The sequence below is a fragment of the Mycobacterium sp. NGS49 genome, assembly GCF_059812565.1.
In genome coordinates this window covers 76815-90210 of record NZ_JCALCX010000022.1, presented here as the reverse complement: position 1 = coordinate 90210, position 13396 = coordinate 76815, and the positions used below count along the sequence as shown (strand labels likewise).

At 65.5% G+C, this 13396-nt stretch carries 12 protein-coding genes; 10 read left to right on the top strand and 2 right to left on the bottom strand.

Annotated features, from left to right (window positions below; all coding sequences use genetic code 11):
• Positions 1–68: 68 nt before the first annotated feature.
• A complete protein-coding gene (gene eccB, locus AC5Y7D_RS21850) occupies positions 69–1601 on the top strand; it encodes a type VII secretion protein EccB (RefSeq protein WP_499927617.1) in 1533 nt (510 codons plus the stop codon).
• Positions 1598–5767, top strand: coding sequence for a type VII secretion protein EccCa (gene eccCa, locus AC5Y7D_RS21845; protein ID WP_499927615.1), 4170 nt, complete (start codon positions 1598–1600; stop codon positions 5765–5767). Before eccB ends, eccCa begins: the two co-directional genes overlap by 4 nt.
• Before the next feature lie 90 nt (positions 5768–5857).
• On the opposite strand, the gene AC5Y7D_RS21840 is transcribed toward eccCa, so the two are convergent.
• Positions 5858–7063 carry a cytochrome P450 gene (locus AC5Y7D_RS21840; RefSeq protein ID WP_499927613.1) on the bottom strand — a complete coding sequence of 402 codons (1206 nt, stop codon included), beginning with the start codon at positions 7061–7063 and terminating at the stop codon, positions 5858–5860.
• Positions 7064–7179: 116 nt separating this feature from the next.
• Here AC5Y7D_RS21840 and AC5Y7D_RS21835 point away from each other — a divergent pair, with 116 nt between their 5' ends.
• The 3 genes from AC5Y7D_RS21835 (at position 7180) to AC5Y7D_RS21825 (ending at position 10060) form a co-directional block, all read left to right on the top strand.
• Positions 7180–7377, top strand: coding sequence for a ferredoxin (locus tag AC5Y7D_RS21835; protein ID WP_499927611.1), 198 nt, complete (start codon positions 7180–7182; stop codon positions 7375–7377).
• Between the two features lie 156 nt (positions 7378–7533).
• Positions 7534–8763, top strand: a complete 1230-nt coding sequence (locus AC5Y7D_RS21830) for a PPE family protein (protein ID WP_499927609.1) — start codon at positions 7534–7536, stop codon at positions 8761–8763.
• A gap of 58 nt (positions 8764–8821) precedes the next feature.
• Positions 8822–10060, top strand: coding sequence for a PPE family protein (locus tag AC5Y7D_RS21825; protein WP_499927607.1), 1239 nt, complete (start codon positions 8822–8824; stop codon positions 10058–10060).
• A 21-nt stretch (positions 10061–10081) separates the two neighbouring features.
• Here the strand turns inward: AC5Y7D_RS21825 and pstS are convergent, their stop codons facing one another.
• Positions 10082–11185 (bottom strand): phosphate ABC transporter substrate-binding protein PstS, encoded by a 1104-nt coding sequence (gene pstS, locus AC5Y7D_RS21820; protein WP_499927647.1) that lies wholly within the window; start codon positions 11183–11185, stop codon positions 10082–10084.
• 406 nt (positions 11186–11591) lie between these two features.
• Here pstS and AC5Y7D_RS21815 point away from each other — a divergent pair, with 406 nt between their 5' ends.
• The 5 genes from AC5Y7D_RS21815 to AC5Y7D_RS21795 all read left to right on the top strand — a co-directional run bounded on the left by AC5Y7D_RS21815 (position 11592) and on the right by AC5Y7D_RS21795 (position 13386).
• Positions 11592–11930 (top strand): DUF732 domain-containing protein, encoded by a 339-nt coding sequence (locus AC5Y7D_RS21815; protein WP_499927605.1) that lies wholly within the window; start codon positions 11592–11594, stop codon positions 11928–11930.
• Between the two features lie 234 nt (positions 11931–12164).
• Complete coding sequence (locus tag AC5Y7D_RS21810) at positions 12165–12464, top strand: type VII secretion system ESX-5 target PE19 (protein ID WP_055579137.1); 300 nt, start codon at positions 12165–12167, stop codon at positions 12462–12464.
• Between the two features lie 38 nt (positions 12465–12502).
• A complete protein-coding gene (locus AC5Y7D_RS21805; RefSeq protein WP_499927604.1) occupies positions 12503–12661 on the top strand; it encodes a hypothetical protein in 159 nt (52 codons plus the stop codon).
• A gap of 112 nt (positions 12662–12773) precedes the next feature.
• Positions 12774–13070 carry a WXG100 family type VII secretion target gene (locus AC5Y7D_RS21800; RefSeq protein WP_499927602.1) on the top strand — a complete coding sequence of 99 codons (297 nt, stop codon included), beginning with the start codon at positions 12774–12776 and terminating at the stop codon, positions 13068–13070.
• Between the two features lie 31 nt (positions 13071–13101).
• A complete protein-coding gene (locus tag AC5Y7D_RS21795; protein WP_499927600.1) occupies positions 13102–13386 on the top strand; it encodes a WXG100 family type VII secretion target in 285 nt (94 codons plus the stop codon).
• Positions 13387–13396: the final 10 nt, after the last annotated feature.

The following is a 13396-nucleotide window of genomic DNA, read 5'->3' as shown; positions in this document are numbered from 1 at the left end:
GTGTGATCAGCGCTTGACAATCAACAAGCACTGCATATCCAGGCGTTTTGACCGAAAGGTGACCAAGCGTGGCCGAACATAGCCGCGGACAGCAGCGGGGGTCGGGTTACGGCCTCGGGTTGTCGACGCGGACCCAGGTAACCGGTTATCAGTTCCTGGCCCGCCGGACCGCGATGGCATTGACCCGCTGGCGGGTCCGCATGGAGATCGAGCCGGGCCGTCGTCAGACATTGGCAGTCGTTGCGTCGGTGTCCGCGTCCCTGGTGATCTGCCTGGGCGCGCTGCTGTACTCGTTCCTGAGCCCGGCCGGCCAGATCAACGAATCACCGATCATCGCCGACCGCGACTCGGGCGCACTGTACGTGAAGGTGGGAGACCGGCTTTACCCGGCGCTGAACCTAGCCTCGGCGCGGCTGATCACCGGCCGTCCGGACAACCCACACCTGGTCAAGGGAAGCCAGATCGCCAACATGCCCCACGGGCCGCTGGTCGGCATCCCCGGGGCCCCGACGGAATTCGCGCCCAAGGATCCCCCGGCCTCGTCCTGGCTGGTGTGCGACACGGTAGGCGGCTCGTCAGGCCCCTCGGGAATGCCGGCAGTGGGTGGTGTGACGGTGACCGTCATCGACGGCACGCCCGACATGAGCGGACACCGCCGGGTCCTCAACGGGTCAGACGCGGTGGTGCTGAGCTATGGCGGGAACGCCTGGGTGATTCGTGAGGGCCGCCGCTCGAAGATCGACGCCACCGACCGCGCGGTGTTGCTGCCCCTGGGCCTTACACCCGAGCAGGTCAGTCAGGCGCGGCCGATGAGCCACGCGCTGTACGACGCCCTGCCGGTCGGACCCGAGCTGTTGGTTCCCGAGGTGCCGAACGCCGGAGCCGCGGCGACCTTCCCTGGTGCGCCCGGTCCCGTCGGGACGATTCTCGTTACCCCGCAGATCAGTGGTCCTCAACAATATTCACTGGTCTTGGTCGACGGGGTGCAGACCCTGCCGCCGTTGGTGGCCCAGATCTTGCAGAACGCGGGCCGCCCGGGCAATACCAAACCGGTGACGGTCGAACCGTCCGCGCTGGCCAAAATGCCGGTGGTCAACCGGTTGGACCTGTCGGCGTACCCGAACGACCCGCTGAACGTGCTGGACATCCGGGAGAACCCGTCCACCTGCTGGTGGTGGGAACGAACCGACGGTGAGAACCGGGCCCGCGTTCAGGTGCTGTCGGGACCGACGCTGCCGATCAAGGCCAACGAAATGAATAAGGTTGTCAACCTGGTGAAGGCTGACATGACCGGCCGTCAGGCCGACCAGGTTTACTTCGGCCCCAACTACGCGAACTTCGTCGCCGTGACGGGCAACAACCCTGCCGCGCAGACGACCGAGTCACTATGGTGGCTGACCAATGCGGGCGCGCGCTTCGGAGTGGACGACACGAAGGAAGCCCGCGAAGCGCTCGGTCTGACGCTGCAGCCCAGCATGGCGCCATGGGTGGCGCTGCGGCTGCTGCCGCAGGGGCCGACCTTGTCTCGCGCCGACGCCCTGGTGGAGCACGACACCCTACCGATGGACATGACCCCTGCAGAGTTGGTGGTACCGAAGTGAAACGTGGATTTGCGCGGCCGACACCGGAGAAGCCCCCGGTAATCAAGCCGGAGAACATCGTCCTCCCGACGCCTTTGAGCATTCCGCCGCCGGAGGGCAAGCCGTGGTGGCTGATCGTGGTCGGTGTCGTGGTGATCGGCCTGTTGGGCGGCATGGTCGCGATGACCTTTGCCAGCGGTTCGCACGTGTTCGGCGGTGTCGGGTCGATCTTCCCGATCTTCATGGTCGGCGGCATGATGCTGATGATGTTCCGCGGCGTCGGCGGCGGTCAGCAGCAGATGAGCCGCCCGAAACTGGACGCCATGCGCGCCCAGTTCATGCTGATGCTGGACATGCTGCGGGAGACCGCGCAGGAGTCGGCCGACAGCATGGACGCCAACTACCGGTGGTTCCACCCCGCGCCCGACACGCTGGCGGCAGCGGTGGGTACGCAGCGGATGTGGGAACGCAAGCCTGACGGCAAGGACCTGAACTTCGGCGTGGTCCGCGTCGGGGTGGGCATGACACGCCCCGAGGTGACCTGGGGTGAGCCGCAGAACATGCCCACCGACATCGAGCTCGAGCCGGTGACCGGCAAGGCGCTGCAGGAGTTCGGCCGTTACCAGAGCGTCGTCTACAACCTGCCCAAGATGATCTCGGTACTGGTGGAGCCCTGGTACGCGCTGGTCGGCGATCGCCCGCAGGTGCTCGGGCTGATGCGGGCGATCATCTGTCAGCTGGCCTTCTCGCACGGTCCGGACCACATCCGGCTGATCGTGGTCAGTTCCGACCTGGACGAGTGGGACTGGGTGAAGTGGTTGCCGCACTTCGGCGACTCCCGGCGCACCGACGCCGCGGGCAGCGCCCGCATGGTCTACAGCTCGGTTCGCGAATTCGCGGCGGAGCAGGCCGAATTATTCGCCGGCCGTGGTTCGTTCACGCCACGGCACGCGAGCTCGTCGGCGCAGACCCCGACCCCGCACCACGTGATCATCGCCGACGTCGACGACCCCCAGTGGGAGTACGTGATCAGCGCCGAGGGCGTCGACGGCGTGACGTTCTTCGACCTCACCGGCTCCGAGATGTGGACGAATGTCCCGGAACGGAAGCTGGCGTTCGACAAGATCGGCGTGATCGAGGCGCTGCCCCGCGACCGCGACACCTGGATGGTGATCGACGACAAGGCATGGTTCTTCGCCCTGACCGACCAGATGAGCACCGCGGAAGCCGAACAATTCGCCCAGAAGCTGGCGCAGTGGCGCCTGGCCGAGGCCTACGAAGAGATCGGCCAGCGGGTCGCCCACATCGGCGCCCGCGACATCCTGTCCTACTACGGGATCAGCGATCCGGCGGACATCGACTTCGAAGACCTCTGGGGGAGTCGCACCGACACGATGGGACGCTCGCGGTTGCGGGTCCCGTTCGGTAACCGGTCCGACAACGGAGAATTGCTGTTCCTGGACATGAAGTCGCTGGACGAAGGCGGCGACGGCCCGCACGGTGTCATGTCTGGTACCACCGGTTCCGGTAAGTCGACACTGGTGCGCACCGTGATCGAATCGCTGTTGCTCGCCCACCCGCCCGAGGAGCTGCAATTCGTGCTGGCCGACCTCAAGGGTGGGTCGGCCGTCAAGCCGTTCGCCGGGGTGCCGCACGTATCGCGGATCATCACCGACCTCGAAGAAGACCAGGCTCTGATGGAGCGTTTCCTGGACGCGTTGTGGGGCGAGATCGCGCGCCGCAAGGCGATCTGCGACAGCGCCGGGGTCGACGACGCCAAGGAATACAACTCGGTACGGCTCAGGATGCGCGCCCGCGGCCAGGACATGGCGCCGCTGCCGATGCTCGTGGTGGTCATCGACGAGTTCTACGAGTGGTTCCGGATCATGCCGACGGCGGTCGATGTGCTGGACTCCATCGGCCGGCAGGGCCGTGCCTACTGGATCCACCTGATGATGGCCTCGCAGACGATCGAGAGTCGCGCCGAAAAGCTCATGGAGAACATGGGTTACCGCCTGGTGCTGAAGGCCCGGACCGCCGGCGCCGCCCAGGCCGCCGGTGTGCCCAATGCGGTGAACCTGCCGGCCCAGGCCGGTCTCGGCTACTTCCGGAAGAGCCTGGAGGACATCATCCGGTTCCAGGCCGAGTTCCTCTGGCGCGACTACCTGCGTATCTCCTCCGTCGACGGTGAGGAGGCGCCGGTGTTGGTGAACACGATCGACTACGTTCGCCCGCAACTGTTCACCAACTCCTTCACGCCGATGGAAGTCAGCGTCGGGGGACCGGCCGTCGAGCCGGTGGCCGGCTACAGCAACGGCGAGGTGCTCAACGGGCGGGTCGACGACGTCGAGGACGAGGAAGAGGAAGCGATCCGGACGCCGAAGGTGGGCACCGTGATCATCGACCAGTTGCGCAAGATCAACTTCGAGCCGTACCGGTTGTGGCAGCCGCCGCTCACCGAGCCGGTCGCCATCGACGAGCTGGTCAACCGTCTCCTCGGGCGCCCCTGGAACAGGGACTACGGGACGGCCCGGAACCTGGTGTTCCCGCTCGGGATCATCGACCGTCCGTTCAAGCACGACCAGCCGCCGTGGACGGTGGACACCTCCGGCCCCGGTGCCAACGTGCTGATCCTGGGCGCCGGCGGTTCGGGCAAGACCACGGCGTTGCAGACGTTGATCTGCGCCGCGGCGCTGACCCACACTCCCGAACAGGTGCAGTTCTACTGCCTGGCCTACAGCAGCACCGCGCTGACGACGGTGGCGCAGTTGCCGCACGTCGGCGAGGTGGCCGGTCCCACCGATCCGTACGGTGTGCGCCGAACGGTGGCCGAACTGCTGGCGCTGGTGCGCGAGCGCAAGCGCAGCTTCCTCGAATACGGCATCGCCTCGATGGAGATGTTCCGCCGGCGCAAGTTCGGTGGGGAGGCCGGCCCGGTGCCCAACGACGGGTTCGGTGACGTCTTCCTCGTCATCGACAACTACCGGGCGCTGGCCGAGGAAAACGAGGTGTTGATCGACCAGGTCAACCTGATCATCAACCAGGGCCCGTCATTCGGCGTGCACGTGATCGTCACCGCCGACCGGGAGTCGGAGTTGCGGCCACCGGTGCGAAGCGGTTTCGGTTCCCGCGTCGAGTTGCGTCTGGCGGCAGTGGAAGACGCCAAGCTGGTGCGCTCCCGTTTCGCCAAGGACGTTCCGGTCAAGCCCGGACGCGGCATGGTCGCGGTCAACTACGTGCGGTTGGACAGCGACCCGCAGGCCGGTCTGCACACTCTGGTGGCCCGCCCGGCGCTCTCGAGCACACCGAACAATGTCTTCGAGAGCGACAGCATTGTGGCGGCGGTCAGCCGCCTCACCACCGCAGCGGCCCCGCCGGTGCGTCGGCTGCCGGCCCGGTTCGGCGTGGAGCAGGTACGGGAGCTGGCGGCACGCGACACCCGTCAGGGCGTCGGCGCCGGTGGAATCGCTTGGGCCATATCGGAATTGGACCTGCAGCCGGTCTACCTCAACTTCGCCGAGAATTCGCACTTGATGATCACCGGCCGCCGCGAATGTGGGCGCACCACAACGCTGGCAACGATCATGTCCGAGATCGGGCGGTTGTACGCGCCGGGTTCCAGCAGCGCACCGCCGCCGCCACCCGGACGGCCGTCGGCACAGGTGTGGCTGATCGACCCCCGACGCCAGTTGCTCACCATGCTGGGCTCCGACTACATGGAGAAGTTCGCCTACAACCTCGACGGCGTGGTCGCGATGATGGGCGAACTGTCGGCGGCCCTGGCGGGACGCGAACCCCCGCCCGGTCTGTCGGCTCAGGAGCTGCTGTCACGGTCGTGGTGGAGTGGCCCGGAGATCTTCCTGATCGTCGACGACATCCAGCAGTTGCCGCCCGGGTTCGATTCGCCGCTGCACAAGGTGGTTCCGTTCGTGAACCGTGCTGCCGACGTGGGGCTGCACGTCATCGTGACACGGTCCTTCGGTGGCTGGTCGTCGGCGGGCAGTGACCCGATGCTGCGCGCACTGCATCAGGCCAACGCGCCGTTGCTGGTCATGGATGCCGACCCGGACGAGGGCTTCATCCGCGGGAAGATGAAGGGCGGTCCGCTGCCCCGCGGTCGAGGCCTGCTGATGGCCGAAGACACCGGGGTGTTCGTGCAGGTTGCGGCCACTGAAGTGCACAAGTAGGGCCGCGCCGGCATATAGCCGAATAAGCGCCGCCGGGGGGCAGAAGTACGGGTTCCGTCCGACCGTCATGGCGCGGCCGCCGTTTGCCGGTTAGCCGACGCCGTCGTTGTGCGCGGCTTCCGCACCCCAGCGCAGCGGCAGTGATTTCAGGGCGAATGTCTTTGACGGAAAGGCGATTTCGGGCCGGTATTGCGGCGCGAGGTCGAAGTCAGGGATCTGTCTCAACCACTCGGCGACGATGACGGTCAGCTCCATCCTCGCCAGATGAGACCCCAGACACCGGTGCGGACCGCCCCCGAAGCCCCAGTGCCGGTGTACCTTTCCATCCAGCACCAGATCGTCGGTGGATGTTTCGTCACTGCCGTCGCGGTTGACGGCGGCGATACACAACCGGACCTGCGACCCCGGAGGCAACGTCATGCCGCCCACCTTGACGAATTCGGTCGTGACGCGGGGAGCCACCGGCGCCGACGGCTCCAGTCGCACCACTTCTTCGATGAAAACCCGGATCTGGCGGGCGTCGCCGCGAAGCTGCGCACGCAACTGCGGCTTGCGGGCCAGTTGCAGCAACGCGAACCCGATGGCTGCGGTCACCGTGTCCAGCCCTGCCAGTATCAGCAGGTGGCTCATGCCCAGGAGTTCGAGATCGGAGAGATTCCCGGGGCCGGTCATGATCTGCGACAACATGTCCGAGCCCGGTTCCGCGCGGCGCTGCCGGACTGCGTCGGTGAGATACTCGAACAGCTCGAGCTGACCCTGCTCCGCCTCGGACATGGTGAGGAAGGACTTGTCGCCGACGACGGCGTCCTTCCAGGCGATCAGCCGATCACGGTCGGCAAGCGGTAGCCCGTAGAGATCCAGGAAAACCTGGAACGGATACAGGCGCGCGAAATCGGCCATCGCTTCACACTGCCCTCGGCCGGCGAGCTCAGCGATCATCTCGGACGCGTGCCGCTGCAGCACCGGACGCGACACTCCGAGCGCGTTGGGGCTGAAGTAGGGCTGCAGGATCCTGCGGTACCGCGTGTGCTCCGGCGGGTCGAACGAAAGGGGAAGCACCGGAAGGGGATTGGTAGGCGGCTGCAGCAGCCGTGAGGAGAAGACGCCGGGATTCCGCAACGCGCTGAGCACGTCCTCACGTCGCGTCAGGTAATAGGACCCGTTCATGAAGACCACCGGACCGGCGTCTCGCAGCGTCCGCCATCCGACACCCCGGTCGTTGGTCAACGGCAGGGCGGAGTACTCGAGCCTGGGCAGGTGGAATGTCCCCCAGGTTGGGGTCCCCCCACTGCTCATGAGCCCGCCCTTCCGTTCGTTGGTCCATGGTCGCTGTCAACGCGACATGCCGGAGACCGTATCAATCTTGTTGCTGCCAGACATATCCGAGGACCGCAGACAGCTACGCTGGCCCCATGAAGGTTCGCCTCGATCGGTCGAGATGTGTTGGGCACGCCCAGTGTTACGCGGTGGATCCAGAACAGTTCCCGATCGACGAGTCCGGTTATTCCCTCTTGGAAGAACACGACATCGATCCCGGGGATGAACAGGTGATTCGGGATGGCGCCGCCTCCTGCCCGGAGATGGCCATCATCGTCGAGACCGAAGACTGAATTTTCGGTTAACAAACATGGGCGAGCAGTGAACAGTTGGCATCGCCGGAGGCAAAGACCCAACCCCGCCTTTAAGTTTCACATGAGTGCGGATTGCCCGACCGCGCCACGCGGCTCACGCCGCGCGGAAAGCGACGCCAATCGTCAGGAGGGGTGTTGTTCGACTTCGGGGCGTTGCCGCCTGAGATCAACTCCGGCCGCATGTACAGCGGGCCGGGGCCGGGTCCAATGCTGGCAGCGGCTTCGGCATGGGACGGCATCGCAACCGAACTCGCTTTGGCCGCAACAGGTTACGCCGCCATCCTGACCGAGTTGACCAGCGCGCCGTGGGTCGGACCGGCGTCGCGATCCATGCTCGCCGCGGCGACGCCCTATGTGAGCTGGCTCAGTGCGGTGGCCGGCGGGGCCGAGAGTGCCGCCAATCAGGCCCGAGCTGCCGTGGCCGCCTACGAGACGGCGTTCGGCCTGACGGTGCCCCCGCCGGTTATCGCGGCCAACCGGGTACTGCTGGCGACTCTGGTGGCCACCAACTTCTTCGGGCAGAACACTTCGGCGATCGCGGCGACTGAAGCGGACTACCTGGAAATGTGGGCTCAAGACGCCGCCGCGATGTACGGCTATTCGGCCTCGTCGGCTCTCGCGACCGAGTTGAGTCGGTTCCCCGAGCCGCCAAGCACCACCAACCCGGCCGCGGCCACTGCCACGCCGGCCGCCAGTTCCGCAGAAAGCACCTCGACCACCATCCCGCAACTGTTGTCTTCGGCCGCGCTGCCGCAGCTGGCGCAGCAGTTCGCCGCGGCACCGGCGGCGGCAGGAACATCGGACGTGGTAATCATCGCCGACACCCCTGTCAGCGCCAGCGCCGTCCCGAGGCTCGGCTGGTTGCCGACGCCGGACAACAACTGGGCGGGCCTATATCCGGGCATGTACACAGCGATCAGGCAGACACTGCAAGCGTATTTCGGCGTGGGCATTGCCAACTTCGGCTGGTCGATCGCACAGCAGTTGCAGCCTGGCCTTGGTACGACGGCCGGTTCGGGTGGCGCTTGGTATCCGACACCGCAATTCGCCGCGTTGGGCGCAGGTGGCTGGACTCACCACAGTGGTATCGGCCTGTCGGCGAGTGTCGCGTCATCGGCCAAGGTCGGCGGGCTTTCGGTGCCGGCAAGTTGGTCAGGGGCACCCGCTGGTGCCGAGCAGGCCGCCACGAAAGTGCTGACCGCCGGCTCGGTCACCGCACCCGGTGAGACACCCGTCAGCAATAGCATGAACGCCGCTATGCCCGGGTTTCCGGCCGGATCGGGCGGCGGCCGGCGCACTGGCAACATGGGCGTCCGGTACGGCCTGCGTTACACCGTGCTCGCCCGACCACCGTCTGCCGGCTGAGCGATGTGGGCAGCATCCGCTGACGACTACCGAGCCGCAACAGTTGAGGAGGAATCGCATGTCACTTGCGACTGATTTTGGCGCACTGCCTCCCGAGGTCACCTCGGCGATGATGTACGCGGGTCCGGGCTCTGCGTCGTTCGCGGCGGCCGCTTCGGCATGGAATGCGCTGGCGGCCGAACTCACCTCGACCGCGCAAGCCTATGAGACGGTGCTGGCCCAGCTGGCCGGTGAAGAGTGGTTGGGTCCCGCCTCGGCGACAATGGCGCAGGCCGCTCAGCCCTACGTCCGGTGGTTGACCACCACAGCCGGACAGGCCGAGCGCGCCGCCGGGCAATCTCTGTCTGCGGCGGCCGCCTTCGAGACGGCGTTCGCCTCGATCGTGCCGCCTCCGCTGGTGGCAGCTAACCGGGCCGAGTTGGCCCAAGCGTTGCAGTCCAACATCTTTGGGCTCAACAATGGCATCATCGCGCAGCTGGAAGCTCAGTACGCCGAGATGTGGGCGCAGAACGCGTTGTCCATGTACAGCTACGCCTCGTCCGCTGCCCTGGCCACCAGGCTCGACCCCTTCACCCAGGCTCCGACCATCACCAATCCGGCGGGAACCACCACCCAGGCAGCCGCAGTGGCGGCGGCGCAGGCCGCCCCGGCGGCTTCCGTCCAGGAATCACTGCAAAGCTTCTTCAACCAGATCACCAGCCGGCTTGGACTACTGGCCACGCCAACTGGAATCGAGCAACTGCTTTCCGAGTCCGCGACCCAGTTTCCGATCCTGACGGAGATCTGGTTCCTGTTGACCGGACAGACCACCCTGCCCAACAACCTCGGCACATTCATGCAGGGCTACTCGAACTACGCGAGCTTCTTCTACAACACCGAGGGTCTGCCGTACTTCAGCGTCGGCATGGGCAACTTCGGGGTGCAGATGGCCAAGTCAGCCGGCCTGCTGAACGGCCCCGCTCCTGCGGCGGCGGCGGCAGCAGCAGCAGTTCCCGGACCTCCGATCAGCGGGGCGCTCGGTACGGCGGGCGGCCAGGTCGCGGCCGGTTTAGGCCAGGGAGCCCACATCGGCCACCTGGCGGTCCCGTCCTCGTGGCCGGGCGCGACGGCAGCGCCGACGGTACGCCCCGCCGTACAGATGATCAGTGAGCCGATAATCGCGGGCGAGTCCGCAACGACCGGAAACGTGCTGAGCGGTATGCCCGTGGTTGGCGGCGGTAACGGCCGTGGTGCGGGCGCGCCGCCCCGGTACGGGTTCAAACCCACTGTGATGCCCCGTCAGCTGCCCTTCGGGTAGTCGCGACGGCGAGCGTCGGCGTCAGGTGATGGCGTTGACCGCTGTCGACAATCGTGACTTGAATGCATCCGGGATGGGAATGTACCCATGATCCGTCAAGCCGTTCTGGCCCGGCCCGATGATGCTCTGCAGGAATGCCCGGACCGCCATGCCAACCTGGGGATCGGGATATTTCGAACAGACGATCTCATACGTCGCCAGCACGATCGGATAAGAACCGGGCTGACTCGGCCGGTAGAACGAGATGGTGTCGAGAATGAGGTCGTTGTCCTTGTTGATGATCCCGGCTGAGGCGATCGTCTTCGCCACCGAATCGGGGGTGATCGCCACCGGGTCTCCACCGGCCGAGGTGATGATGCGGGCCATGTCCAGGTGTTGGGCCTGAGCGAAGGACCACTCGTTGTAGCTGATCGCTCCTTCGGTGCGCTTGACGGCCGCCGCGGTACCGTCGTTGCCCTCGGCGCCTTCGCCGACGCCGCCCTTGAATTGCCGCGCGGCGCCCTTGCCCCATGCACCGCCGGCAGCAGTGTCGAGATAGCGCTGGAAATTGTCCGATGTTCCGGATTCATCGCTGCGGTACACCACGCGAATGGGTTCAGGGGGCAGCTTCACCGTCGGGTTCAGCGCCGCGATCTCGGGGTCGTCCCACGTAATGATCGTGCCGTTGAAGATTTTGGCGGCGGTCGGCCCATCGAGAGTAAGGGCCGACACCCCATCGACGTGATAGGTGATGGCGATCGGCCCGAAGACCACCGGCAGGTTCCACGCGGGCGAGTTGCAGCGCTGCCGGGCGCCGGCGTATTCGCCAGGGGTGAGCGGCGAATCCGAGCCACCAAAATCGGTCTGGTTGTCGATGAATTCGCGGATCCCGGCGCCCGACCCGTTGGCCGTGTAGTCAACCCGCCGGCCCGGGCAGGCCCGCTCGAACTCAGTCACGAACCGGGTCATCGCGTTGGCCTGTGCCGTCGACCCGCTGGCCTTGAGGGTCATCTTGCCGCCACAACTGATCTTCGACGACGACGCGACAGTCGTCGAACTCGGTGCGCCGGAGGTCTCTTCAGCCCCACATCCGGACAACACCAGGACGGCGGCAGCCAGCGAAACAGGAAAGAAGTCGAGCCGGATGTGCCGCAATTCAGATCCTCTGTTTTCGGAACTCGAATTTGATTCCGGTTAACACCGATCGAGCAGTCATTGCCGAGGCTGTGCGCCCGCAAGAGGAAACACTACTGGAATTGCGAGATGCCGAAAATTAACGGCCGGTAGCTTTCCTGCTACCGCACTATGAACGGCACCTCCACTGCCGCGGCGCGCCCCGGCAGACGAAACGACAGATCCCAATCGTGGTCACCGCAGCCGAGATCCGGAGTTCACTCGTCTCACATCGGTTTGGGGCCCGGTATCCGGCGTTGGAGTGACCGTGGGGTAAATAAAGGGTGTACAAGTAACGCTCAACTGGAACTGTGGTGCGGCACTCGCGAAAATTCAGGTTGGCTAGTTCAAGAGGTCATCTCATCGCGGGAGCAGTTGAATGGAATTGGGCGTTATCGCGGCTCGTCTGGTCACCGTTGTGGCGTTGGGCGCGGTGTGGGGCCCGGTGGCAGTCGCAGTCGCGCACGCCGACACGACCGACGACAAGTTCTTGGCCGCACTGCGGTCCGAGGGCATCACCGACCACATCTCCAATGCCCATGCGATCGAAGCGGGCCATTACGTATGCGTCCGCCTCGACAACGGCATGTCACCCAGCGATGTGGCGAACGACGTGCTGAACAGCAGCAGCATGCCCGCGTATCACTCCGGGTTCTTCGTGGGTGCAGCCATCGATGCCTATTGCCCCCGGCACAAGGCCGAACTGCGTGCCTCGTAGCGCCCAGGTCAGGGGTCCTTTCCATCGGCAGGAGCAGGAGCTTGCGACGGACTGCCGGGAGAACCCCTCCGAAGCAGGTCAGGCGCTGTTACTGTGTCGTTACGAGAGGTCAACCCGTATTGCCGTCTAGTGAACAAATGCCAACCAGGCGGCGTCGAAGGCGACCTGGCGCCGAGCAGTCATCTACTCTCGTGCAGAGGCTGGTTGCTGGGATGATTTTAGGGAGGAAACAGCATGTCGTTCGTGACCACACAGCCGGAGGCTTTGGCGGCTGCGGCCGGAAACCTTCAGGGCATCGGCACCACCATGAGCGCTCAGAACGCCGCGGCTGCGGCGCCGACCACGGGGGTGGTTCCGGCTGCCGCCGATGAGGTCTCGGCGCTCACCGCGGCTCAGTTCGCCGCGCACGCCCAGATGTACCAGGCCGTCAGCGCTCAGGCCGCGGCGATCCACGAGATGTTCGTCAACACGTTGTCGACCAGCTCGGGTTCCTACGCGGCCACCGAGGCCGCCAACGCAGCGGCCGCCGGCTGACCGGCGTCACAGATTTTGGAGACGGATCAGCTACGGACGTGAGTTCACACGCGACGTCTCATCAGGCGGTGATTTCGGAGTTGAACGGCCGGTCGGGGCCCTCGCTTCCGGATCACCTGCATTCGCCGTCAACCCGCACGCCGGTGTGCGGGTTCGACACCTTTCCGACCGTGGAGCACCCGGTGGCCGCCGGCTGACCGAAAGGGGAATTACGCAGTACTACCGGTCGGCGGATACGTCCGCGTGTAGCCGATCGGCCATCGTGTCCTAACAAACTGATCTGAGCAGTAATTAGTTAAGGAGAATCAGGTGACTTCACGTTTCATGACCGACCCGCACGCGATGCGCGACATGGCGGGCCGTTTCGAGACCCACGCCCAGACCGTCGAGGACGAGGCCCGTCGCATGTGGGCTTCCTCGCAGAACATCTCCGGCGCCGGCTGGAGCGGTCTGGCCTCGGCCACCTCGCTGGACACCATGGGCCAGATGAACACGGCGTTCCGCAACATCGTGAACATGCTGCACGGCGTTCGCGACGGACTTGTCCGCGACGCGAACAACTACGAGCAGCAAGAGCAGGCCTCCCAGCAGATCCTCAGCAGCTAGCCCTACAGACCCGAATCAGGAGAAAACCGATATGACCATTAACTACCAGTTCGGGGATGTCGACGCCCACGGTGCTCTCATCCGCGCGCAGGCCGCCAACCTCGAAGCCGAGCACCAGGCCATCGTTCGTGATGTGCTGGCTGCCGGTGACTTCTGGGGCGGCGCCGGCTCGGTGTCTTGCCAGGAGTTCATCGCCCAGTTGGGCCGCAACTTCCAGGTGATCTACGAGCAGGCCAACGCTCACGGCCAGAAGGTCCAGTCAGCCGGCAACAACATGGCGCAGACCGACAGCGCCGTCGGCTCCAGCTGGGCCTAAGAACCAACTC